This is a genomic window from Campylobacter concisus (genome assembly GCF_003048775.2).
Classification (GTDB): domain Bacteria; phylum Campylobacterota; class Campylobacteria; order Campylobacterales; family Campylobacteraceae; genus Campylobacter_A; species Campylobacter_A concisus_I.
In genome coordinates this window covers 1,562,877-1,587,732 of record NZ_CP049272.1, presented here as the reverse complement: position 1 = coordinate 1,587,732, position 24,856 = coordinate 1,562,877, and the positions used below count along the sequence as shown (strand labels likewise).

Sequence of the window (24,856 nt, the reverse complement as noted above, 5' to 3'; positions counted from 1 at the left end):
AAAATTATTTATTTGGCCTGTTGTATATGACTATTATTTTTATTAAATTAGAAAACAAAGAAGTTGCTTTAAAATAAATTTCTAAAATTATTTAAAAAATATGAATTTATAGCTTAAAGTAACATTATTTTTGCAAATTGCATAAAGAAATTATACTTTTTTAATTTTTTGAGAGTATAATCGTTAAGAATTTATTTATAGAAAGGGATTTAATGTCAGTAAAGCAAGAAAGACGTAGCTTTATCGGCCTTGCGTTTGGTGCTGTGGCAGCTGTCGGCGGCGCTATGTCACTAGTGGCTGTTAAAAAGACTTGGGATCCGCTTCCAAGTGTAAAAGCTGCTGGTTTCACAACAGTTGATCTAAGTCCGATCAAAGATGGAGAAATGAGGCAGGTTGAGTGGCGTAAAAAGCCTATTTTCATCCTCAAAAAAAGTCCTGATATGGCTAAAAATGACAAAAGAGATGTTGTCGTAGGGGATGCTAGATACGTAGTTCTTATCGGACTTTGCACGCATCTTGGCTGTATACCTGAGTATAAAGCAAGTAAACAAATGTTTGTATGTGCCTGTCATGGCGGCGAATTTAATGCCGACGGAATGCAGACATACGGACCTCCTCCAAGACCACTTGATATACCACCATTTAAGATTGATGGAACCAAGCTAGTTCTAGGCGAAACAAGCCCAGAATACGAAAAATTAGTAGCAAAAGCTTAGGAGGATAGCAATGTCTTTAGCTCATAAATCAACTGGCGTTATTGACTGGCTTGATCAACGCCTAGCTTTTACAAAACTTATGAAGGTTCTAGTTAGCGAATACTGGATTCCAAAAAATATAAATTTCCTTTGGGCAATGGGCGTTATTTTAACAACGCTTTTTATGCTCTTAATCGTTACTGGTTTTTTACTTTTAATGTATTACAAACCAGATGTAAATTTAGCATTTGATAGTGTAAATTATACTATCATGCAAGAGGTCGAGTATGGCTGGCTTTGGCGTCATATTCACGCAGTTTCAGCCTCTACGATATTTCTTATTATGTATATTCACTTGCTTACTGGACTTTACTATGGTTCATACAAAAGAGGCAGAGAGGTCATTTGGATAAGTGGTATGGTGCTATTTATCTGTTTTTCAGCAGAGGCATTTAGTGGTTATATGCTCCCATGGGGACAGATGAGCTACTGGGCGGCAACTGTTATCACTCAGCTTTTTGGCGGTGTGCCAGTTATTGGCGATGCTTTAGTTGAGTGGATTAGAGGCGATTACGCAGTTGGCGACTCAACACTTACTAGATTTTTTATGCTTCATGTTTGTTTATTGCCACTTGTAACGATAGCTGTTTTGGTTATTCACTTCTACTCTTTAAGAGTTCCGCATGTTAATAACCTAACAAGTGAAGATATAGACTTTGAAGTAGAGGCACAAGAGTATCTACATGGCGATAGAGCGAAATCTAAAGTTATACCATTTTGGCCAGGATTTTTGGCAAAAGACTTTATGTATGTATCATTCTTTATGATATTTGTCATCTATCTTGTTTGCTATCACTTCAACTTTGCAATGGATCCTATCAACTTTGAGCCAGCAAATCCACTAAAAACCCCACCACATATCTATCCAGAGTGGTATTTCTTGTGGCAATATGAAATTTTACGTGGCTTTTTCTTTGATATAGCTGGAATTTCTGCTTATAACATCGGTCTTATCGCGTTTGCGTTTGCGGGTGTTGCATTCATGCTTATACCTCTTCTTGATAGAAGCGACCTTGTAGCTCCAGCTCACAAAAGACCACTATTTTTTATATGGTTTTGGGTCTTAGTTATCGATCTTATCGTATTATCTATATATGGTAAGCTCCCAACAGGTGGTTATAATGACTGGATAGGATTTTATTCATCATTGCTATTCTTGTTCTTATTTATAATTGCGTTGCCAGTTATAACAATACTTGAAAGAAAGAGGGGCTAATTATGAAAGAGCTTAAAATTTTTGCCATTGTTGTTATTCTTTCAGGTGTTTTATATTGGGGTATCGAGCCTTATGCTCACACAAAGCTTCACCCTCATACTGCAAATGCTGAGTATAACTTCTCAAAAGAAGATACTGACTATGCAAAGCACTTTTTAGGGCAAAAAAAGGCAGCACTTGAGACTGCTAAGGCTAGCGGAAATAAGGCAAGTATAGATGCGGCTACAAAAGATGTAGAAGTAGCACAAAAAATTCTTGATGACTATACAGCATTTTGGAATGACATTAACTCTATTGATCTTACAAAAGGTGACGCTACAAAGGGTGCTGATACTTTTGTAGCAGCTGGATGTACAGGATGCCACGGTATAGAAGCAGCAGGTATGCCAGCTGGTATGGATGCTGAGACAGCTAGTCAAAGCTTTGGTGTAGTGCCACCAGATCTTAGTACGGCTGGTAAAATTTATGATGATAAATTCTTAGCTGCACTCATTAAAAATCCAAATATGGCTTTAAAGCTAACTCATAAATTTAATGACGAGCATCCATTTCCGATGACTGCATTTATGGGTGCTGGTGGTGATATAAATGCTGAGACTGCCGATATAGTAGCTTATTTGAAAAAGGTATCTGCTGATTATGAAAAGGCAAATAATAAGATTACTGAAGAAAAGGTTTTCACTGATGCATGTCAAAGATGTCATGATATAAAATATGACAAAAAATATGCATTTAGCAACAAAGTAAGCCTTGCTGCTTATATGGGCTCAAACCCACCTGACCTATCGATGATGATCCGTTCAAAAGGCGATGAGTATTTACATAAATTTATAAACGATACTCAAAAGATGTTACCAGGCACTGCAATGCCAAGAGTTGGCTTGAATAAAGCTGCTGAAGACGACGTGGTAGCTTATATCCAAAAAGTAGGTGACAAGAAGAAGGCTGAGCGCGAGAGTACAGGGCTTTATGTCATGATCTACTTCTTTATATTAGGAATTTTTGCTTGGCTTTGGAAACGCAAAGTTTGGAGCGAACTACACTAAAATTTAAGAGCCTCTTTGGCTCTTAATCCTCTCTGGTAAATTTACATATATAAATAGGTATTCTTTAAATTCGTTTTTGTAAATTTGATCAAATACTCTTATAAATTTTAAAATTTCATTCACTCGTAAGAGCTGACTACTAAAATCTAGCTTCACTTACCGCTTAACTCAAATTTTAGAACCGAAATTACTCATTAAAGTTTGATTGAAATTAACAAAACTGCATGCAGTGCTTTAGCGCTAGAGCATGCCCTTTTGAACGTGTCAGGGAAGAGGGATTGTTAAGGGTGAAGGGAGTAGTTCTTTTGCTTTGCTAGCTCGCAACTGCAAGCAGACCGTAATTTAAGCTCCCTTCTCCCTTAATAAAAGAATAGGAGTTATATGGTCTATATGCTTTACAAATTTTAAATTTTCATTCTCTCGTAAGAATTGACTATTGATTTTAGGTCTCGCAAGGCTTGCCACTAAAATCGGAGCCGAAATTACTCATTTATGAAATTTAAAAATTTATCTAAAAGCCTAAAAGCGGTAGTATGCCTATACTACCATGTGAGCTATGAATATATAAGCATTTCGGCATAAAATAGAAATATATCTGAGTTTTAACGGTCGCTATTTAAATAAATTTATTTTAAGCAAATCACTCACCAAAACCCACTAAATTTCACAAAAATAGCAAAATTTAGCTCCGCATCAAGCCTATTTAAATTAAATTTCCTTGGCAATCTTGCTCATTTTATTGAGCAGTTTTTCACGTTCATTTGGCTTTAGGTTGCCGTATTGAAGCTTTGTTATCATCTGCATGAAGTCAAATTGTTTAAACATTTGCGCATCGCTTTTTAGCTCTTTTTCTAGCTGTTTATAAATTTTTTCAGTTTCTTTATTCGCTTTTTTTAAATTTTGTAAAAAGCTTCCAGTTGCGCTCATATCAAGGTCGTTTTTTGCAGCTTTATCGATGACATTTTTTAGATTTGCTAAATTTTCAGAAATTTTCATCAGCATTTCCTTTTGGATTTTAAAATTTAGAGCAAATTTTATTCCTAAATTTTCTCCCACCACTTTTTCCTAGGCGGATTTTGGATAGTGAAAACTTCTCCGATCACCGGCATTGCGTAGTTTAGCTCAAGTTTTATCGCTGCCTTTTCAAAACGCTTGATCGGCTCATCCCAAGCGTGATAAGATAGATCAAATTTGCCCCAGTGCACCGGTACACCAAGCTTTGCACCAAGATCTTTTAGTGCTTGCGCTGACTCCTCTGGCTTCATATGCACGTAAGGCCAGCCATCGCCGTAAGCACCATTTTCGATAAAAACTAGATCAAAGGCGCCAAATTTCTCATTTATCATCTTAAAATGCTTGCCGTATCCGCCATCTCCGCTAAAATAAAAGCTAAAGCCAGCCTCCTCTACCGCCCAGCCGCCCCAAAGAGTGGTATTTCTTTTAAATGTGCGCCCGCTAAAGTGCCTTGAGGGACAAAAAGTAAAGTTTAAATTTCCTATTTTTTGATCACCAAACCAGTCAAACTCGTAAATTTTATCTGCGCTTACTCTCCATTTTACGAGGTGAGCTTTGACGCCAAGTGGCACTAGAAATTTGGCTATCCTATCTTTTAGCTCTAGTATCGTTTTATAGTCAAGATGGTCGTAGTGGTCGTGCGAGATGAGGGCGATGTCGATCACCTCTGGGTAGTAGCTAGCGGTGATGGCGTGCTCGTAGGCAAAGGGCTTGCCGCCAAGTGGGAGAGGGAATGCTCGGTGCAAAACTGGATCTGTGACGATGGTTTTGCCATCAAGCTTGCAGATTAGGCTAACGTGCCCAAGCCAGATAAATTCGCCATTTTTGAGGGCGTTTGCGTCAAATTTTAAATTTGGCAAAGGGCGCTTTGGTAGCTTGCCTTTTGGTGGAAAGAGCGCTTGGATGGCGAAATTTAGCATAGATGCTTGTGGATTTTTCTTTACTAGATCAATCGTCGGCTCTAAATTTATAAAAACTTTGCCGTTAAAATTTGGCGAAGCTTCTATCAGCTTTTGGCTTTTGGCATCTGGTGTGCCGCCAAAAACAGGGGCAAATTTCATAAAAGCAAAACCTGAAGCGATAAACAAAACTATGACTGTAAAAATTTCCATCCTGTCTCTTATACACAATTGACGCTGCCGACGAAAAGAGATGTAGCAATTTCGGTAGACGCCGCAGCACTAATCAAAAAAAACAGACTAACAACCTTGTAATTTTGCCCATTAGACGCTCACAGATAATTAACTTATAAATTTAAAGTTAATTAAGATATTTTTTTACTCTTTATAGGAAAATTTTATTAATAAATATTATCCTTTAGCAAATAAATACACCTAAAAATCGACATTAAGTAGATAATCTTAAAAATATATAAAATAAAAATTTAATTCTAAAAATACAAAATTTGTCAGATAGATGACGGAATTTATTCATTGTAAGTTATAGAATTATTACAAAAATTAGGAAGGAGCGTTTGAGATGTTAAATAAAAATTTAACTATCTCTATTTTGGTGACTAACCATCACTTTAAAAGTGAGCAGGGCAGTTTAGCCTTGTTTAATGGGAGGAATTTATGAAAAAACATAAATTTGTGATTGCCGATTATAAACGCTGTATAGGATGTGCAACCTGTATGGCTGCATGTTTTAAGAGCGCTTATGAACGCGGCAAGCTATCACGTGCAAGGCTAAGTGTGCTAAGAGAAGCTACTGGCGTTATGCCAACTCAGTGCAGACAATGCGACGATGGTCCTTGTGCGAATGTGTGTCCAACTGGAGCGTTGCGATTTAATGATAATTGCATCGAGCTTCATGAGGAAATTTGTATAGGCTGTAAGATGTGCACGATCGCTTGTCCTTACGGTGCGATAAGCTCAAGTGCGGAGCTTATGCCTTCAGTAAATTACGCTGTCGAGCCAAAGTATAACCTTGAGGTAGAGTCACAATCAGGCGCAAAAAACATCGCTGTTAAATGCGATATGTGTTTTGGTCGTGAGAACGGACCAGCCTGTGTTGATGTCTGTCCGACGAGTGCTCTTGTTATGATTGATCCAGAAGAGGGTAAACATAAACTTGGCAAGAGGATAGATTATGAAGCAGCGAATAAATTTGCTACTAAAATTTTAAACGGACAAGGAGCATAAGATGACTACGGTTTATATGCTATTTCTTGTAAGTGCCGTCGTTAGCATCTTGCTTTATTGTGCTCCAAAGGCCGCTGTAAAGGTTGGTTTTGGTCTAAGTGCTTTAAGCTGTTTTTACGCGATGTGTCACTTTGTTGCAAATATGGGAGTAAGCGATAGCTTTGCTCTTATGGATGGCTTTTTGTATTCGCCAAAATTTGCGCTAAATCCACTTGGAAATTTCTTTAGCTTTGTCGTTGTTTTCATCGGATTTGCAAGCAGCGTTTATGGTATGAGCTATGCAGATGAGTACATCAAAAAAGCAAACGTTGGCGTATTTGCATGTTTGTTTAATACATTCATCCTTTCAATGCTTCTAGTAATTAGTGCTGATAATGTATTTTGCTTTGTTGTTTTATGGGAGCTTATGACTCTTATTTCATCATTCCTTATCATAGTAAATGATGGTAAAAACACTCTAAAAGCGGTCATGGTTTATCTTGGTATCGCACAAATTGGTGCATTTTGTATCACCTGTGGCTTGCTTATCACTGCTTACTATGCAGGAAGTACAGAATTTAGTGCGTTCATGGGTGTTAAGATGCCATTTGGCGCTTCTGTTGCTACATTTATACTATTCCTAGTTGGATTTGGTAGCAAAGCTGGTATGTGGCCATTTCACGTTTGGCTTCCACAAGCTCACCCAGCAGCCCCATCAAACGTTTCAGCCCTTATGTCGGGCGTTATGATCAAAGTTGCTCTATTTACACTAGTTAAATTTACACTTTACTTACCACTTAGCACATATTTTGGTCTTACGATACTCGCTCTTGGTGCAGCTAGCTCACTATTTGGTGTTTTATACGCTCTTTGCCAACACGACTTCAAGGCTTTACTTGCTTATCACTCAGTTGAGAACATAGGTATCATCTTGCTAGGTCTTGGCACAGGAATTTATGGTGTTGCAGCTGGGAATTTAACACTTGCAGCAGTAGGTTTTCTAGCAGGTTGCTACCACGTAGTTAACCACGCTATATTTAAAGGCCTACTTTTCCTTTGCGCTGGTTCGGTTATCCATGCTACTCATACACAAAATATGGATATCCTTGGTGGTCTTGCTAAAAAGATGCCATGGACAAGCCTTGGTATGTTTATAGGTATCATGGGTATCGCAGCTTTACCTCCAGTAAATGGCTTTGTTTCAGAGTGGTTTACATATCAAGGTATGCTTCAAGGTGCGATGGGAGAAGGAACATTAGTTAGATATGCATTTACTCTTGGTGTCGTAGCTCTTGCACTAACTGGCGTTTTGGTTGGTATGCACCTCAAACTTTACGCTGTTATCTTTGCAGGCACTCCAAGAGATCAAAAAATTTGGGAAAATGCTAAAGAGAGTCCAATAGGCATGGTTCTTGGCATGATCATCCTAATGATAGGCTGCGTTGGATTTGGTCTTGGCGCAAACTACATAGTTGATTACATCATGCAAGCTGTAAATTCTATCGCTATAAGCGACTATAAGGCTAGCCTTGGAGCTATAAATGTAACTTCACCAATAGGCAGTATGATCTCAACTCCACTTATCGCTTTAGTCCTATGTGCGACTATGATTTTGCCATTTATCATCCTTGCTGTTATGAAAGCAAATAGAGATAAACCACGCGAAACTGATCCATGGGCTTGCGGCTTTAAATATAGTTCACGTATGCAAATGACAGGTGGTCCATTTACAGGCGATCTTAGAAAGATCATGCAATGGCTATTTAGAGCTGATAAAAAGATCGTTACTAGAAATTATTTTGACGCGGTTGAATATCACAACCATCCAAAAGATATCTGGTGGGGAATGTTTTATGAGCCAGTCATTAAATGGTGTATGAAATTTGCCGATAAACTAGGCATCGTTCAAAGCGGATACACAAACATCTATACGCTTTATATCCTAATTTATCTTTGTGCCATACTTGCTGTGGGCTACTTTTTAGTTTAGGAGACGAAAATGCAAACTATACTTTTAATGATATTTCAAGTAGTCGTTATCGTTTTGGTAGCTCCTTTGTTTGATGGTATGGCAAGAAAACTAAGGGCTAGACTTCAATCAAAACAAGGTAGCGATTTCTTTCAAACATATCGCGACATTATAAAGCTTTTTAGAAGAGGAAGAACCGTCCCTGAGTGCTCACACTGGGTATTTAGATGGGCTCCATTTTTCCTTTTTGCAACTTCAGCTGCAGTTCTAGCTGCTATACCTATAACATACAGCAAAGATACTGTTTTTGGAGCATATTCAGATATATTTGTGATCCTTTATCTTGGCGCGTTGCTTAGATTTGTATTTGGTGCAGCTTCAATGGATAGCGGCAACCCATTTGCAGCAACAGGTGGCGGCAGGGAGCAAATGCTTGGCGTATATGTCGAGCCAGTTATGATTATGTGCCTAATCGTAGTTATGCTTGCAGCTAAAACATCAAATTTAATTGAGATCCAAGAGATGGTAAAAACCGGTGTTATTGGATATCAAATCCCAAGCTTTGCCGTAGCTTCTATCGCATTTTTATGGTGCATGTATGTTGAGACTGGCAGAAAGCCATTTGACGTAGCTGAAGCTGAACAAGAGCTTCAAGAAGGCTTGCTTGGCGAGTACGCAGGTAGCGACCTTGGTTTAGTTCAAGCATCACTTATATTAAAACAGTTTGCTATGATCGGACTTTTCCTAACTATATTTGAGCCATGGAATTTTAGCAATCCTTTCTTAGCTATTATCGTTTTTGTGATAAAAACTGGAGTATTTTACGTAGCGGCTGTCTTTATAGACAACTTTGGTCCACGCTTTAAAATGACTTCATCTTTACGCAAAAATGCGCTTGGTGCACTTGCTATCTCGTTTGTTGCACTAACACTTTATGTAGTAGGAGTGTGAGATGCAAACACTTGATATTTTAGCCATTTGCATGATCGTAACTTCGCTTGCGGTTTTTGGTCTTAGAAGCTTAAAACTCTCAATCATTGCTTATGCGATTGAGACACTACTTTTAGTTAGCATATTTTTCTTGCTATCTGAGAAATTTAATGCCGAACAGCTCACAACTTGGGCGATCGTTGCGTTCTTTACCAAAGTTATTTTTGTACCAGCTATCTTATTCTGGCTTGTTAAAAAGCTAGGTGTAGTTAGCGAAGATGAGCCAGTTGGTGGATTTTTTGTAAGCCCTGTCATTGCTATGGGATTTTCTCTAGCTCTTTCAATGAGTATCCACCCTATATTTTTAAAATTCTCTCTTATCAAAGAAGAGATCATGCTAATCGCAGCTGGAACGGTCTTTATGATGGGAATTTTTGGCTTCATGCTAAGAAACTCATTTATAAAACAAATTCTAGCTTACTGCTTATTTGAAAACGGTATCCACCTAAGCCTTGCTCTAATGGCTTATAACTCACATGAGTTAGTTGAGCTTGGAATTTTAACAGATGCGATATTTGCCGTTATCATCATGAGCGTCTTAGCGATTAGATTTTATAAAGCTTATGATAGTTTAGATACTTCTAAAGCTTCAAATTTAAGGGGTTAGAGATGGATAGTTTAGCTTTAATACTTATCTTACCGCTCCTTGGTGCTTTGGTCTTGTTTTTGAGTCCTAAAAATTATGCGGTATTAAGCGGACTTCACGTTTTGTTTTCTGCTGCGACATCGGTGGCTTTACTTAACAATGTTCTTAAAGTCTTAAGTAGCGGAACTTTTTATAGTTTTGATAAATTTTTGTTTTTAGATAGCTTAGGCTGTGTTTTCTTGGTGCTTATCGCTGTAACTGGATTTATAGTAAATTTCTACTCTATCCACTACATGAGATGGGAGCTTGAAGATGGACACATCCACTTAAGCGATCTTAAAAAATATTATGCACTAAGCCATGTATTTATCTTTACAATGACTTTAAGCGTTATTTGCAACAACGTTGCGTTTATGTGGGCAGCTATCGAGGCAACAACTCTTGCTTCAGTATTTCTTGTCGCTATCCACAAAGATCAAAAATCAACAGAGAGTGGTTACAAATACATCGTTCTTTGCTCAATCGGTCTAGCATTTGCACTTTATGCGACTGTTCTTTTATACTCAGCCACATTCAGCACTCTAGGAGATGGCGAAGCTTCTATGCTATTTTCTGGAATAATGGCAAATGCTAAAAATTTAAACCCAGACGCAGCAAAACTTATCTTTGTATTTGCTCTAATTGGTTTTGGTACAAAAGCTGGTCTTGCTCCAACACACACTTGGCTACCAGACGTTCACGCTGAAGGTCCAGCACCTATCTCAGCTTTGCTTTCAGGTGTACTTTTAAAATGTGCGATGCTTGCACTTTTAAGATACTACGCTATCACAGCTCAAGCAGTTGGATTTAGCTTTGTTGAGGGCATAATGATCGTTTCAGGAACTATCACTCTTTTTGTAGCGGGATTTTTCCTAATCAGACAACACAACGTAAAAAGAATGTTTGCTTATCACTCAATCGTTCACATGGGTGTTATCGCATTTGCACTTGGTGTTGGCGGTAAATTTGGTCTATTTGCAGCGATATTTCACTGCTTAGCTCACAGCTTTACAAAAGCTTTGGCATTTTGCTCAACAGGCAACATTGCAAGAATTTATGGTCACAAAGATATGAGTAAGATGGGCGGTATGGTTAAGATCGCACCGATCACAACTATAATGTTTGGTGCGGCTGTTTGCTCACTTGTTGGTGTTCCAGCGTTTGCTATATTTGTTAGCGAATATAACGTCTTTGTTGGAGCTATCACAAGCGGTCAATACATCGCAGTTGCACTATTTGCTATTGCACTCGCAGTTATTTTCATAGCTGACTTTGCACACTTTAACATGGCAAGCTTTGGCGAGCCAAAAGGTGTGGTTGTTCATAATAAAGAGATGAGTTTGTTAGAGAATTTACCTCTTATAGCACTTTGTGCCCTTATCATAATCTTTGGCGTATGGCACGTAGATAGCTTTTATACGCTAGTAGATAACGGTGTTAATATAATGATGGGAGCTTTAAAATGAGAGGCGATAAATTTGTTGAAATCCTAAAAACCAAGGTAAAAATTTTAGAAGTAACTCGTCAAGCAGACGATCAGATCACAGTTTTGGTTGATAGAAACGATCTTCCACTAGCTGTTAAAACGCTTTATTATGATATTGGCGGCTTCATAAGCACAATGATACCAAATGACGAGCGCCAGATAAATGGCAGCTTTGCTCTTTATTATGCTCTTTCAATGGAAGGTAGCAAGATGAGCGAGGCGGACGACTTTGCGCCTGAGGATAAGTGCTTTATCACTGTTAAAACGCTTATCCCAGGAAGCGATCCGACATTTCCATCTGTTACTCCGCTAGTGCCAGCTTGTGTTTGGTATGAAAGAGAAGCTTATGATATGTTTGGTTTGGTAGCCGAAGGTTTGCCTGACAAAAGGCGTCTAGTTTTAAGTGATGACTGGCCAGATGGACTTCATCCACTTAGAAAAGATGCGATGGATTATCGCTACCGCCCTGATCCGGTTGATCATAGAGATGAGCCTGATTCTGAGTTTTTGTTTCCAACAGGTGATGCAGTAGTTGATGTGCCACTTGGACCACTACATATTACTTCAGATGAGCCAGGTCACTTTAGACTTTTCTGTGACGGCGACGAGATCATCGACGCTGACTACCGCTTGTTTTATCAACACCGCGGTATGGAAAAGCTAGCTGAAAATAGAATGAACTATGATCAAATGGGCTATCTTGCAGAGCGTGTTTGTGGAATTTGTGGTTATGCTCACGCTATTGCTTGTATCGAAGCAGCAGAAAAAGCTATCAAGCTTGAAATTCCACTAAGAGCTCAAGCTATACGTGTTATCTGTCTTGAGATCGAGCGTCTTCACAGCCACCTTTTAAATATCGGTCTAGCTTGTGAGGTTACTGGCAACTACAACGCATTTATGCACATCTTTAGGGTTCGTGAGTACTCTATGGAGCTAGCTCAACTAGTAACTGGCGGACGTAAAACATACGGTAACGTCGTTATGGGTGGCTTAAGACGTGATATGACAAACCAAGAGATCAAAAAAGGCATCGAGATCATAAATAAACTTGACATTCAAATTTCAGAAATTTGGGACGCAGTTATGGAGGATAAACGCCAAATCGGTCGCTGGAAAGGTGTAGGAATCCTAGACCGCCAAATAGCACGTGACTTTAGCCCAGTTGGTCCAAATATGAGAGGCTCTGGCTTTAAACGTGATAACCGCTACGATCACCCATACGACTTTTTTAAACAGATAGAATTTGAAGTAGCAGTTGAGCATGGTTGCGACGTTTTTGCTCGTGAGATGGTTAGATATAAAGAACTAAAAAGCTCTATCCACATCATCCGCCAATGCTTTGAGCTAATGCCTCAAACTCCGATCATGATCGATCCTGTGACTATGATCAAACCTGAGAATTTTGCACTTGGTCATGATGAAGCACCACGTGGCGAGAATGTTCACTGGATCATGCAAGGCAGCGCTCAAAAAGTATATCGCTGGAGATGTAGAGCGGCTACTTATAACAACTGGCCAAGCCTAAGATATCAATTTAGAGGAAACAACATAAGTGACGCTGCACTTATCGTTTGCTCACTTGACCCTTGCTACTCATGCACTGAGCGTGTTACATTAGTCGATGTAAGAACTAAAAAGAGCAAAATTTTAACAGAGAAAGACCTTAAAAAATTCTGTCAAGATGGCGGGGTTAGTAAAAAGGATTTAAGATGATGAAGTTATTTGACATCACAGAAAAATATGGAAAAGCGACATACGCCTATCCATTTGAGCCATATATTGTTCCTGAAAATTTCCGTGGTCAGCCAAACTATACATACGATCTTTGCATAGGTTGTGCAGCTTGCGGTATCGCTTGTCCTAGTAACGCAATAGAGCTTAAGATGAACGAGGAGCAAACAAAGCTTGTTTGGGAATTTGACTGCGGACGCTGCATATTTTGCGGTCGCTGCGATGAGGTTTGCCCAACTGGAGCCGTTCGCCTAAGTGATAGCTTTGAGCTCGCGGTTAAATTTGACAAGAGCGCTCTTATACAAAGAGGCGAGCTTGAGATGCAAACTTGTAAATGCTGCGGCAAGCCATTTACACCAAAAAGGCTTATAAATTTCACCCTTGAAAAGCTTGGCACAGCAAATTTACTCCCAGGCAGACTCGAAGAGGCAAAAGACTACCTTTACATCTGCCCAGAGTGCAAGAAAAATCAATCTGCTGAGAGGCTAACAAAAGGCATTGAGGAGGCTATAAAATGAGTCTATATCAAGTCCCAGAGGACATAAAAACAGCAAATGATCTAACTGCAAAGCTAGAGCATCTAAAAAATATCAAAAGAAGCTTTAGCGTTTATAGGATCGACTGCGGAAGCTGTAACGGCTGTGAGATAGAAATTTTTGCAGCTATTACACCGATGTGGGATCCTGAGCGTTTTGGTTTTAAACTTGTAGCAAACCCAAGACACGCTGATATTTTGCTTTGTACTGGTCCTGTAACAAGACAGATGTATTATCCGCTTCTTCGTGCTTATGAAGCGACTCCAGATCCTAAGATCGTAGTTGCTCTTGGTGCGTGCGGAAGCAGTGGCGGAATTTTCCACGACGCTTATAGCGTTTGGGGCGGCATCGATAAGATAATCCCAGTCGATGTCTATATCCCAGGCTGTCCTCCACACCCAGCAAGCATTATTTACGGCCTTGGCATGGCTCTTGGTATCATCGATCAAAAACTTCATAAAAAAAGCTATGAGGAAGATAACACATTGCCACCTTCAGTTGAGAAGTCGGTCATAGGCGATATCTTGTTCGAGCGTGACTTGCAAGCTGAAAGCAGAAGGCTAATGAGCTATATCTTTGGTAGAATCCTTTTTGAAAAATATATGAATGCTATCAAATGTTCAAAAGATGTCCATGACCCAAGCATTTCAAGAGAGGCTGTGCTTACAGCTATCAAAAAAGAGGAAGATCCTAGATATGCTGAGTGCATGGGGCTTTTGCATAATGATGTCTATCTAAAATATGCAAAAGCTGATAAAAGCTTTGCGATAGACGTTGATAGCGAGGTTTGGAGTAAGAGATGATACAAGTTTATAAGCTTACAAAAAGGCATATGGACGACAACGACAAGTTACCACGCGAGCTAAAGGAGATAAAAATTTTCTCAACTTGCGTGGGACATGGCGTTGGCACAATTGATTTTAGCGAGAAAATTTTAGAGCTAAGCGATGAGGAATTTGACGAGATGATCAAAAACTCAGGCGAATACGTGAAATTTAAGATCGGAAATTTAAGCAAATATTTTGAAGTTGAAATTTTTGCCGAGCATATCGCTAAACTCTTGCCGCAGCTTTGTGAGTGTAAGCTTAAAGAAATTTTGACAAATTTAAAAGAGGGATATATCGTGCTTAGGAAGGACTTTTGATGAAAAAGGCCATCCTTTGCATTGGTAATCCTATGCGTGGCGATGATGATGTGGGTAATGAAGTAGGTCGCATCGTAGAAGCTGAGCTAAAAGAGTGGAAGGTCTTTTTTGGGCAAGATGTGCCTGAGAATGAATTTTCAGCTATTAGAGAATTTGCGCCTGATATTTTGATAGTAGTTGATGCGATGAGCGGCTTTGATGAGGATAAGATAGAGTTTTTCGACCTAAGTGACGATAGAGACTACATCTACTCAACTCACAATCTCCCAACGCCAGTGCTTTTGAGCTATTTGCGAAAAATTTGCCCTAAGACGCTTTTTCTTGGCATTAGCGTCTTGCTCGAAAATGTCTTAAATTTCGAAGAAGGACTAAGCGAGCAGGCTAAAAAAAGTGCCAGAAAAGCTTTTTTAAGAATTGTAGAGATTGATAAAAATTTAGTCGGTTAAATTTAGCAAATAGCTAAATTTAGTCTTTTTGGTTACTAAAGGCAAAATTTGCTTTTAACCGCAAGCATTGATTTGACTTTAGTGATTTTGCAAAGTGTTAAACTTTGGTCGCAAAGATGAGCTTGGCTCATGTGCGAGATTGAAAATAAAAAGGAGAATGTGATGTTAAATCCGGCAGAAACCGCTCAAGCGGTCTCAAGCTCTATGGAGCATAAGGCTCATATGCCGCTTACTAGTATTATTTTTCTTGCTATCATGGCTGGAGCTGCTATTGCTATGGGTGATATTTTCTGGGCTCACTCGACAGTTGGTATGGCTGAAAATCAGTCAATTGGTCTTTCAAATTTTATCGGTGGTATCACATTTAGCTGTGGTCTTATGATGGTTGTCTTTTATGGCGGACATCTTTTTACAAGCTCAGTTTTAAGTGGTGTTAGCGCATATGAAGGAAAGCTAAAACTAGGTAAGACTATCGGATACTGGGCTATCGTTTGGATATTTAACTTCGTTGGCGGCGCATTGATCGCTTATATGTACTACTATTCAGGCTTGCCGCTAAAGTATGATGGCTACATATTACAACACTTCGTGCCAGCTGCTATTGGTAAAATCACAGCACCATTTCATGAGCTATTTATCCGCGGAATTTTTTGTAACGTCTTTGTTTGTATGTCTATTTGGACTGCGACAAGCGAGAGCAATCTATCTGGTAAATTCTTTGCTATTATGTGGATGATCGGCGCGTTTGTGGCTTGCTCAATGGAGCACTGCGTGGCAAATATGTTCATAATCACTGAAGCCATCATCTCAAAAGCTCACTATATAGCAGCAAACGGCGGAGATATAGCTGCTGCAGCTGCAGCTCTAGGACATGGCATCACGGCTGAAAAGCTAGAAGTTTTAAACTGGGGAAATTTCATCGGTAAAAACTTAGTTCCAGTTACACTTGGTAATATCTGTGGCGGACTTTTCTTTGTTGGTTTAGTTGGCTTTATGGCGAATAAATTTGATATGAAGAAAAAAGCTTAAAAATTTTTAGTCTTTGCTTCTTGGCAAAGACTAATCCTTTAAGACTACTCTTTGCTAGCTATTATAAAAATTTTTGGTTTTTAGTTTGTGTAACTTTCAAGTTTTTCATAATCAATTATTAAAAACTCGTGTGGTGTGATCTTTCTTATGATGTCATCTTTTATAAGTTCATTAAATGCAGTTGAAGCGCTTTGTCGTTTGAGCCCCACAAAACTTGAGAGCACTTTTAGAGAAAATGGCAAAAATATGTAGTGATATCCATTTTGCTTTAGGTCCTGCTCCTTTGCAAGCTCGATCAAAAAATTTGCAATCCTACCTTTTGCATCTTCAAAAAGTATGGATTTTATGATCTGGCGTTGCACGATTACTGCATTTAGCACAGCTTTTAAAATTTCATCTGCGACATTTGCATTTGATAAAATTTCACCTATTTTGTTTAAATTTATAGCATAAATTTCAGCATCTTCAAGTATTTCAAAAGCGCAATTATCATCAAGCACGGCGATGTTGCTCGCTTCTAAATGATAAAGGATAAATTCCTCTCCATCTTCAAAAAATGAGAGCTTTGCACAGCCACTTTTTAAGATGATGATCTTGATCTCTTCTGCGTAGATGATGCTTGTTTTTGGAAGGTTTTTGTACTCAAATTTATCAAGCTCGGATTGAGTTAGGATATCTAAAATTTGTGTTTGCAAAAGGCCTAAACGTGACTTTTTCATGATTCTCCCAAAAAATGTATAGAGCCTGATTTTACTTCACAAAGCATTTAAAGAAGTTGAAAAATATTGCTTTTAGTTTAAGAATTTCAATAATTTTTAAAAGTAGTATTAATTTTTTAATTTGGTTGCATAAATCGCAACCAAATTTTTAAAATCCATGAAGCTGCTTTAGCTTCTCATCGATTGGCTTTTTAAGTCCATCTTTTGTTACACTGACGTAGGTTGCAATAGCGCTTGTAACGTGTATAGTCTCTCTAAAACCGCCCGGATTTAGCCTAAGGGCGGTTACTTCTATTTGCGTTGTTATCGAGGTTTTACCAACAGAGATGATTTTAGCGTAGCAGCTTAGCACATCGCCAACAAAGACTGGTTGCTTGAAAATGATCTCTTTCATAGAAATTGTCACAACGCGTTCGGGAGAAATTTCTCTTGCAGCTTGTGCACCTGCAAGGTCGATCTGACTCATTATCCAGCCACCAAAAATATTTCCAGCTGAGTTTGTGTCCTTTGGCAACATAACTTGTTTGATACGTGGCTCACCAAAATCTTTTAAAATATCCATTTTTTGCCTTTTAGATGTTAAAATTTTTGGTTGATTGTAGCAAATTTTAAGGCTTTATGCTAAAATCTTGCAACTTCAGGGGATGAAAATATGAACGATTTTAAAAGATTAAATGAACTCACAAAAGAGCAAAAAAACAAGCTAAATGCTATTTATAAAAATTTAGACGATGATATCATAAACGAGGCTGTTAAAATTTGTGGTCTTGCTGGTACACCAAGCCAGAAACTGGCTCTTGCAAGAAGGATAGTAGATCTTAAAGTAGATCCGCTTCAAAATGAGCTAAAAAAGCTAAATTTAGGCGAAGATGAGCAAAAACGAGTGCTAAATTTAATGTATGGCTACGTTAGAAATTTATATGAAAACCTGCACGCCAAGCTTTTAGAAAAGGCCAAAGAAGAGAAAATTTTAGATCCATTTAACCAAGCTTTTGTGCAGGCGATACATGAACTTGGGCTTAGTCTAAATGCGTGGCAAATTTCATGGGAAGAAAAGATAATAGACACTACAAACAAAGAGTTTGAGGCTAAATTTAAAGATCTAAGCCAGGCAAATGAGTTTATTACTAAAAACGGCTTATTTCAGTGTGACTCAAACGGTACAAGGGCTGATAGAACGTATGGCGCGGTAGTAAAAGAAGGTGATAAATTTAGCTTTTTGCCTTACGCACTTGCTTTTAAAGATGAGGTGAGAGAGCTTAAAAGCGTCTTTGCTAAAAATCTTGAAATTTTAAGAAATTTAGCCCAAAATGACGAGCAAAAATCTTACGTAAAATACCTTGAAAAGCTACAAAATGCCTTTTGCGAAGAGGACAACGCAAAGGTGATAAACGCTTGGCAAGAAGCCGAGATAGCGTGGATGGATGTAAAAGGCGCACTTCAGCCAGGCCATCCACTAGAGTACTACGAGGATGCCTACACGCATGCAGTCGCACTTGAGTGGGATATCAGGCTTGTTGATAGCGAGGGCATAGATGAGCATAATTTTAAAGAGAAAGTGGCAAAAACTTATAAGAGTGTTTGCGAAAAGATAAAATTTGATAACGCTGAGACAAATAAGGCAGTTAGCGAAAATATCGCTAGAACGCAGCTTTATATAAGCGTGCCGATGATCTATTACGCAGCGGAGCTAAACGGACTTTTTAGCGCTCAAGTCGTGCCAAACGATGAGAGTGTGAGTGCAAAATGTGGTAAGAAAATTTTTGCCTTTGTAAATCACGTCTATGAGGGAGCAAAGGCAAAGCCTTTTATGAAGCTTGGGGCTGAAATTTTTAGCAAGGAATTTTTGGACTTTGGTAGAGAAATTTTATTTTTAAAGCCAAAAATTTGGAAAAAAGTCTATGAAATTTCAACGATCGGTCATGAGTTTGGACACATTCTCTTTATCGGGCTTGATACTGAGATGAGCATGAATAAAAGTGGCGTCTTTAAATTTATAGAAGAGTACAAGGCGACAACTGGTGGACTAGTAAATTTTTTCTTGCACGAAGAGGCGGAGTATAAAATGGCCGTCTTTCACGAGCTAATAGCCCGTGCAGTTGGGCTTATTGCTTGGCGAAAGGTTGATGAGGTGAGGGCGTATTACTGCGAGGGGCTCATACATCTTAGCTTACTTTTTAGGGCTGGCGTACTTAAATTTAATGGCAAACTAAGCGTGGATATGAGCGAGCAAGCTTACGCTAAATTTAAAGAAATTTGCTTAGAAAACTACTACGATCTAGCACAAACATACGCTAAAAAAGTTGATGCGAGCACATTTTTGGAGAAATTTTGCCAAAAAGATGAACTAAGCTATTTGCCAAAAGATGAAGAGTGTAAGAAATTTGTTGAGCATTTTTACGCTAGATACGAAGCTATCGGCAACGACGTCGATGATAGTGGCGAGTGGCAAAGATGGCAAAGTTTAGCCAAAAAGGCAGAGAAAGATATATAAAGACGGAACATGATAAGTAAAATAAGCAACGAAAATCAAGTATCTTTTTTATTTATGTTGATACTTTTTTGTGTATATGTTGTTAGTTATTTTATTGCTAGTGGTTTTTATGAAGACATAATTACTACCCTATTTGATTTTATGATCACATTATTTATCTTTTTAAAGCTAAAAGAGACAAGAAATTTAAAAACATATTGGATATATATATTACTAGGCCTTACTTGCTGGGTAGCATCAGACACTATGTGGATGCTATATGATAAGGTTGATTTTCTTAAACAATTTCTTTCTAAAGTCAATTTTATACAAATCTCATACGTAGTTTCATATTTTATGTTTGCATTTTCTGCTTTTTATATTTTGATCAAAAATTTGAAAAATTTATTTTTAATGCAAGTATTTGTGGACTCAGTTTCTATTTCCGCAATATATTTTAGCTTTATGTGGTTTATGATTTTTAATAGAAATTTAACTCAAGTTTTAAGCCAAAAAGATTTTTTTAATCTAAGTTACATCGCCATAGATTTATTTATGTTTTGTACTTCATTTACTGCGTTTTTTTCACTTAAATTTTCAAAAAGAAGACTATCTATACTTTTATGCTTGATAGCGCTTATTGCAATAAGCACTTATGATGTTTTTACCACTACAATGGACTTTTGGATAGATGAAATATCCTTTTTTGGATACGACATTGTATTTAAGAGTTCATTTTTTATGTTGTTTGTTGCTACGCTTCATTTAAGAGAGGGCGAGGCAAATCTAAAATTTAGGGCGCTCAGAAATGATTTTGATAAAATTTTAATACAAAAGCTATTTGTTTTTGCCGCATTTTTGACGATCATGATCTTGTACTCTTGGAAGATAAATTTGACATGGTTATTTTCTATTTTAGTTACTTTGCTTGCATACGGGGCATTATCTTATACATTTTCTAATGTTAGAAAGATGGATATTTTAATTAAACGTGAAATACATATCAAAAAAGTATTAAATAATCAGATAGAAAGTAAAGTAAAAGAGCTTGAAGAGACAAATAAACACCTACAAAGGATCAGTAAATATGATTATCTAACGAATGCTCTAAATCGCCAGTATTTTATCGCAAGGCTTGAAGAGATGATAAAGTCAAAGGCACTTGGCGAAAAGATAGATATTTATAGTATTGACATAAACCATTTTAAAGCGATAAATGACTCGTATGGGCATTATATCGGCGATGATGTAATAGCAAAGTTTGCTTTAAATATTGAGTCAATATTGCCACCAAACGATTCTTTATTTGCAAGGTCTGGTGGAGATGACTTTATCGTTGTTATCAAGCAAAACGAAAATGTACATTGCAGGGAATTTTTACATTATCTACTAAAAGCTATTTCAGAGCCAATCGTTATAGATGATTATAAAATTGTACTTGATGCGAAAATAGGGATTAGCTCGACACAAACTAGTGAAATTTTGGCTGATGATTTTATCATGCAATCAGAAGCAGCACTAGAAGCAGCAAAAAAAGATGCGTCTGAAAAGCATGTTTTTTATAGTGATATAAAAAGCATGATTCAGGATAGAAACTATATAGAAATATTGCTAAATAGCATAAGCTTTGATGAAGAATTTGAGCTAAAATTTCAGCCTCAGTATCTAATAGAAGGTAAAAAAATAGTAGGAGCAGAGGCTCTTGTTAGGTGGAACTCTCCTATAAAAGGTCCAGTGGATCAATCAAAATTTATCCCAATAGCCGAACAAAGCTCTATTATCAATGCGATAGGAAAATGGGTGGCAAAAAATGCTATAAAACAAATGGCCTTTTGGAATGAGAAATATAATATGAATCTAAAAATAGGCATAAATATCTCACCAAAACAGATTGATAATATAAATTTTGCATCTAAATTTTTAAGCTATATAGATAGATACGGCATCGATCCATCTTGTGTAGATGTTGAGATCACGGAGGCTAGCCTCGTCAATGCTGAAGAGATGATGCAAAGTGCGTTATCTGAGCTTTCAAATAGAGGAATTTGCATATCCATAGATGATTTTGGTACCGGTTTTTCATCAATGAATTACATCAAAAAATATCCTATGAGTCGCCTAAAGATCGCTAAAGAGCTGATAGATAATATTGCTAAAAATGATATAGATAAAGATGTGGTAAAAAGCGTTATAGTTTTGGCTAAAAATGTAGAGCTAAAGACTATTGCTGAAGGCGTCGAAGATGAAACCCAGCTTAAAATTTTAAGAGAGCTTGGATGTGATGAGGTGCAAGGGTATCTTTGGGGCAAGCCAATGAGTGCAGAGGATTTTGAAAAGCTTATAATAAGCGCTATTTAAGCACACTCTTTGCGCTAAAATTTTCAAATTTCAAAATATCTTTATGGCAAAGTTTGGCCAGCTCATTTATCATTTTTGAGCTAGCTTCATCTTTTGGGATTATTAGATGAATTTTTTCTTCTAAAAAAACGATAAAGATATTTTTGAGTTCATAAATTTCACTAGCTTCATTTAGGTCAAATTTTTCATTTTCTTTGGGTTCGCCTTCATAGTAAGCCAGAAATTCCTCATTTACTTCAAAATTCATTTGCTTTTGAACATCTGAAATTTCAATTCTCTTTAATGCAGCTATGCGACTTCTTTTTAAAAAAATAGGATAAAAAATGATCCAAAATATAGCAAAAACAGCTCCGATGACAGTAAAAATTTTACTTTTTAATAGCATATCAGCAACAAAACCAGCTATGATGGCTTCAGTAAATATCATAAATGTGTTTATAAAATACTGCTTTCTTGCCGCCTTTGAGAAAAATAAGATAAAAGATTTATAATCTATTAAATTTTGTCCATTTATGACGATATTGCACTTCATAAGATACCTTTGTGAATTTTAAAATTTTTGGGAAATTATAACCAAAAGCAAAGTCAATTTTTGTATAATTTGGACTATTTCTTAGGAGAGGGACACTATTTTTTTAATATCAAAATCATCTATAACTGGCATGCGAAAATGGATCTTAGTTGTAGTTGTAGCGCTATTCGTATTTGCACTATTAGCATCTTTACTAGACTATAATCTAATTGGAAAAATATCTATTTTGCTTAGTTTCTTTATGATAACTTTTGGCATTTATACTTCAATGCATAAAGTAAAAACCAAAATAACGCATTGGCTTGCAATATGCTTTGGTGTTTTTTTATGGTCTATTTGCGATGCATTAATGGTGTTAAATCAAGATGTACTATTGCGGGCTCATAGTTCTTATGCGTATCTTGATGTGTTTTTTATGTTGCCGATGATATCTATTTTAGCTGGCGTTAGTATATTTTTGTATTCAAAATTTGCAGCCAGTCAAGAAAAACTAGCCATTATTATGGATAGCATAAGTGTCTTTTTTTTAATAGCAATGTTAATATATGGTATTTTTGACGAAATAGATATTTCATCGATGATAAATAATAGATCAAATATCGTTTTTCTCTCTATTGTAGCCATAAATTTTCTTATACTTTTTATCACTTTAAGTGAGATTTTTACAAGCAGCTTGCTTCATATAAAAATTAGTGGCTTTTACCTTATATCAGCTAGCATTTTATTTACGATGCTAAATTTATTTATTTTTTATAGTCAGATCTCAAATGTAAATTTTGGCCATAAAATAGATTTTTTATATATCGTTCCTTTCTTTTTTTTGATGATAGGAGCTTTTCATTTAAAAGCTAAAAATAAATATGTTACAAATACCGATAAAGATATCTCAATAGGATCAAAATGGCTACCAATAATAATAGTTCTACCTTTGCTATTACAAGAAGATCTAACATCTTTTAGCGCACTTATCTCACTATTTATCTTGGTTGTAAATGCTATTGTTAATTACTACGTTAAAAGCTCTATCGCAAGTAGAAAAATATTAGATTATGAGAGAAATCTTCATAGAGAGATGGAAAAGTCGATGCATGAGCGAACCAATGAACTTATGCTCGCGAATTTAAGGCTCCAAGATATGTCTGAGAAGGACTATTTGACAGATCTTGGCAATAGAAATTTTATAGTAAATGAGCTTGAAATAATGTGCAAAAGCATCTCTGAAGATGAGGAAATCGCAGTTTATTATATAAATTTAAGCCGTTTTAAAAGCATAAATACATCTTACGGGCATGAAATAGGCGATAGAATTTTAAAGCTAGTTGCAAAAAGGATACTTGAAGTTTGCAATAGACAAGAAGCCATAGCAAGGATTAGTGCGGACGAATTTATCGTACTAGCAAAAATGGAGATAAATAGTCATACAAAACGCTTAAATCTTGGAATTGCCTTAAAAGATGCTATTGAAAAACCAATTCAAATAGATAGATATCACTTTGGACTTAAGTGTATAATAGGCATAGACGTAGCAACAAAAAATAGCTCGTCAAATCCAAGAAATATTATAAAAAATGCAGATATGGCAATGTATTATGCCAAGAAAAATCCAGCTTTAAATCCTATGGTTTATAGTGATAAAATTAGCAATGAAATGCACCTAAGCTCAAGTATCGAGATCGCGCTTAAAAAAGCTAATTTACAAGAAGACCTTCATGTATATTTTCAACCAATATTTGATCTAAAAATCGAAAAAATGATCTGCGCGGAGGTTTTTTTATATTGGAAATCAGAAAAATTTGGCTTGATGGAAGCAAGCAAATTTATGAAAGAGGTCAATGTAAATAGTGATATTTTAAACGATATTTGCTCGCTTTTGGTTTCAAAGACCATAGAGTATGTAGATAGATGGCAAAAAGAAAAACTCTTGATACCAAAAATAAGCATAAATGTTGCGCAGATTCAAAATAAATTAGAAAAATTTGTTTTAGATTTTATTTCTAGCTTACGCTCGCATCATATAAATCCAGAGCTTTTTGAAATAGAATTTGGCGAAGAAATATGGACAAATAATTCTAAAACGCTCGATAAAATTTTTTCTATTCTTAAAGAAAATAATATAGATGTTTGTATAGATAATTTTGGCTCTGGATATACTTCATTTATTTATATTAGAAAGTACGGTGTTAAGCGTATAAAAATAGCAAGTGAATTTGTTGCTCAAGCATCAAATAGCAAAATAGATGCACAAATCGTATCTGCAATTATAGATTTAGCAAAGGCAATGAAGATAAAAGTTGGCGCAAAAGGAGTAGAAAAAGAAGAAGATATTCATTTCTTAAAAGAGCTTGATTGTAATGAAGTGCAAGGACTTTTCTTATCTCGTCCTATGAGTGCAGAAGAATTTGAAGACCTTGTAAGACAAGATCCTCAAATGATAGCTAAAGTTTAAATTTCAGCCTTTATCTCTTCGTTTGATTTTACGACCATGCCTGAGCCATGGATTACGCTTGGAACACAACTGGTGCAGATATCAACTTCTTCACCATTTTTATGAGCGTGGATAAAAACCGCATTTGTATCATCACTGCTTTTTAGTCCGCAAACATTGCAAACCACTAGATCTTTTTCTCTCATTTTTTCTCCTTTGAAATTTTTGCCTATTTTAGC

Annotated in this window: 24 protein-coding genes; 17 read left to right on the top strand and 7 right to left on the bottom strand. The window is 36.8% G+C overall.

Annotation, left to right across the window (positions count from 1 at the left end):
- The first annotated feature begins 212 nt into the window (after nt 1-212).
- The 3 genes from petA to CVT17_RS07930 are packed head-to-tail and all read left to right on the top strand — an operon-like array spanning nt 213 to nt 3,017.
- Nucleotides 213-716, top strand: a complete 504-nt coding sequence (gene petA, locus CVT17_RS07940) for a ubiquinol-cytochrome c reductase iron-sulfur subunit (RefSeq protein WP_021091707.1) — start codon at nt 213-215, stop codon at nt 714-716.
- A gap of 10 nt (nt 717-726) precedes the next feature.
- Entirely contained in the window at nt 727-1,971 is a 1,245-nt protein-coding gene (locus tag CVT17_RS07935) for a cytochrome b (RefSeq protein WP_103641610.1), read from the top strand.
- Between the two features lie 2 nt (nt 1,972-1,973).
- A complete protein-coding gene (locus tag CVT17_RS07930; protein WP_107770612.1) occupies nt 1,974-3,017 on the top strand; it encodes a c-type cytochrome in 1,044 nt (347 codons plus the stop codon).
- A 3-nt stretch (nt 3,018-3,020) separates the two neighbouring features.
- On the opposite strand, the gene CVT17_RS07925 is transcribed toward CVT17_RS07930, so the two are convergent.
- The 3 genes from CVT17_RS07925 to CVT17_RS07915 all read right to left on the bottom strand — a co-directional run bounded on the left by CVT17_RS07925 (nt 3,021) and on the right by CVT17_RS07915 (nt 5,143).
- Complete coding sequence (locus tag CVT17_RS07925) at nt 3,021-3,173, bottom strand: hypothetical protein (protein ID WP_159070448.1); 153 nt, start codon at nt 3,171-3,173, stop codon at nt 3,021-3,023.
- A 552-nt stretch (nt 3,174-3,725) separates the two neighbouring features.
- Nucleotides 3,726-4,013: a hypothetical protein gene (locus CVT17_RS07920; RefSeq protein WP_107770675.1), complete on the bottom strand. Its 288-nt coding sequence runs from the start codon at nt 4,011-4,013 to the stop codon at nt 3,726-3,728.
- A 44-nt stretch (nt 4,014-4,057) separates the two neighbouring features.
- Nucleotides 4,058-5,143, bottom strand: coding sequence for an MBL fold metallo-hydrolase (locus tag CVT17_RS07915; protein ID WP_107858572.1), 1,086 nt, complete (start codon nt 5,141-5,143; stop codon nt 4,058-4,060).
- A 462-nt stretch (nt 5,144-5,605) separates the two neighbouring features.
- Between CVT17_RS07915 and CVT17_RS07910 the strand changes: the two genes are divergently transcribed.
- The 11 genes from CVT17_RS07910 (at nt 5,606) to CVT17_RS07860 (ending at nt 16,110) form a co-directional block, all read left to right on the top strand.
- Nucleotides 5,606-6,175 carry a 4Fe-4S dicluster domain-containing protein gene (locus tag CVT17_RS07910; RefSeq protein ID WP_103577080.1) on the top strand — a complete coding sequence of 190 codons (570 nt, stop codon included), beginning with the start codon at nt 5,606-5,608 and terminating at the stop codon, nt 6,173-6,175.
- Between the two features lies 1 nt (nt 6,176).
- The gene (locus tag CVT17_RS07905) at nt 6,177-8,144 is read left to right on the top strand and encodes a proton-conducting transporter membrane subunit (RefSeq protein ID WP_107858571.1); all 1,968 of its coding nucleotides are present in this window, start codon (nt 6,177-6,179) and stop codon (nt 8,142-8,144) included.
- 9 nt (nt 8,145-8,153) lie between these two features.
- On the top strand, nt 8,154-9,074 hold the full coding sequence (locus tag CVT17_RS07900; RefSeq protein WP_084041928.1) for a respiratory chain complex I subunit 1 family protein: 921 nt from the start codon (nt 8,154-8,156) through the stop codon (nt 9,072-9,074).
- Nucleotide 9,075: 1 nt separating this feature from the next.
- Nucleotides 9,076-9,720 (top strand): hydrogenase 4 membrane subunit, encoded by a 645-nt coding sequence (gene hyfE, locus CVT17_RS07895; RefSeq protein ID WP_107858570.1) that lies wholly within the window; start codon nt 9,076-9,078, stop codon nt 9,718-9,720.
- Between the two features lie 2 nt (nt 9,721-9,722).
- The gene (locus CVT17_RS07890) at nt 9,723-11,204 is read left to right on the top strand and encodes a hydrogenase 4 subunit F (RefSeq protein WP_087577837.1); all 1,482 of its coding nucleotides are present in this window, start codon (nt 9,723-9,725) and stop codon (nt 11,202-11,204) included.
- Nucleotides 11,201-12,937, top strand: a complete 1,737-nt coding sequence (locus tag CVT17_RS07885; protein ID WP_107858569.1) for an NADH-quinone oxidoreductase subunit C — start codon at nt 11,201-11,203, stop codon at nt 12,935-12,937. The genes CVT17_RS07890 and CVT17_RS07885 overlap by 4 nt, the downstream gene beginning before the upstream one ends.
- Entirely contained in the window at nt 12,934-13,473 is a 540-nt protein-coding gene (locus tag CVT17_RS07880) for a formate hydrogenlyase complex iron-sulfur subunit (protein WP_054197155.1), read from the top strand. The genes CVT17_RS07885 and CVT17_RS07880 overlap by 4 nt, the downstream gene beginning before the upstream one ends.
- Nucleotides 13,470-14,294, top strand: coding sequence for an NADH-quinone oxidoreductase subunit B family protein (locus tag CVT17_RS07875; RefSeq protein ID WP_021091627.1), 825 nt, complete (start codon nt 13,470-13,472; stop codon nt 14,292-14,294). Before CVT17_RS07880 ends, CVT17_RS07875 begins: the two co-directional genes overlap by 4 nt.
- Entirely contained in the window at nt 14,291-14,635 is a 345-nt protein-coding gene (locus tag CVT17_RS07870) for a formate hydrogenlyase maturation HycH family protein (RefSeq protein ID WP_084109581.1), read from the top strand. The genes CVT17_RS07875 and CVT17_RS07870 overlap by 4 nt, the downstream gene beginning before the upstream one ends.
- A complete protein-coding gene (locus CVT17_RS07865) occupies nt 14,635-15,081 on the top strand; it encodes a hydrogenase 3 maturation endopeptidase HyCI (protein ID WP_021091859.1) in 447 nt (148 codons plus the stop codon). The genes CVT17_RS07870 and CVT17_RS07865 overlap by 1 nt, the downstream gene beginning before the upstream one ends.
- Nucleotides 15,082-15,243: 162 nt before the next feature.
- Entirely contained in the window at nt 15,244-16,110 is an 867-nt protein-coding gene (locus CVT17_RS07860; protein ID WP_107858568.1) for a formate/nitrite transporter family protein, read from the top strand.
- An 80-nt stretch (nt 16,111-16,190) separates the two neighbouring features.
- On the opposite strand, the gene CVT17_RS07855 is transcribed toward CVT17_RS07860, so the two are convergent.
- Both CVT17_RS07855 and CVT17_RS07850 read right to left on the bottom strand, forming a co-directional pair.
- On the bottom strand, nt 16,191-16,829 hold the full coding sequence (locus tag CVT17_RS07855; RefSeq protein WP_087577832.1) for a Crp/Fnr family transcriptional regulator: 639 nt from the start codon (nt 16,827-16,829) through the stop codon (nt 16,191-16,193).
- A gap of 148 nt (nt 16,830-16,977) precedes the next feature.
- Nucleotides 16,978-17,391: an acyl-CoA thioesterase gene (locus CVT17_RS07850; RefSeq protein WP_103629349.1), complete on the bottom strand. Its 414-nt coding sequence runs from the start codon at nt 17,389-17,391 to the stop codon at nt 16,978-16,980.
- A gap of 90 nt (nt 17,392-17,481) precedes the next feature.
- Between CVT17_RS07850 and ciaB the strand changes: the two genes are divergently transcribed.
- The gene (gene ciaB, locus CVT17_RS07845) at nt 17,482-19,323 is read left to right on the top strand and encodes an invasion protein CiaB (RefSeq protein ID WP_107858567.1); all 1,842 of its coding nucleotides are present in this window, start codon (nt 17,482-17,484) and stop codon (nt 19,321-19,323) included.
- 453 nt (nt 19,324-19,776) lie between these two features.
- Nucleotides 19,777-21,660: a putative bifunctional diguanylate cyclase/phosphodiesterase gene (locus CVT17_RS07840; protein ID WP_230853287.1), complete on the top strand. Its 1,884-nt coding sequence runs from the start codon at nt 19,777-19,779 to the stop codon at nt 21,658-21,660.
- On the opposite strand, the gene CVT17_RS07835 is transcribed toward CVT17_RS07840, so the two are convergent.
- Nucleotides 21,653-22,192, bottom strand: a complete 540-nt coding sequence (locus CVT17_RS07835; RefSeq protein WP_107858565.1) for a hypothetical protein — start codon at nt 22,190-22,192, stop codon at nt 21,653-21,655. The two genes, CVT17_RS07840 and CVT17_RS07835, sit on opposite strands and share 8 nt — an antisense overlap.
- 373 nt (nt 22,193-22,565) lie before the next feature.
- Here CVT17_RS07835 and CVT17_RS07830 point away from each other — a divergent pair, with 373 nt between their 5' ends.
- Nucleotides 22,566-24,638 (top strand): EAL domain-containing protein, encoded by a 2,073-nt coding sequence (locus tag CVT17_RS07830; RefSeq protein WP_159070447.1) that lies wholly within the window; start codon nt 22,566-22,568, stop codon nt 24,636-24,638.
- Here the strand turns inward: CVT17_RS07830 and CVT17_RS07825 are convergent.
- Nucleotides 24,635-24,823 carry a hypothetical protein gene (locus CVT17_RS07825; protein ID WP_021091806.1) on the bottom strand — a complete coding sequence of 63 codons (189 nt, stop codon included), beginning with the start codon at nt 24,821-24,823 and terminating at the stop codon, nt 24,635-24,637. The genes CVT17_RS07830 and CVT17_RS07825 overlap by 4 nt on opposite strands.
- Nucleotides 24,824-24,856: the final 33 nt, after the last annotated feature.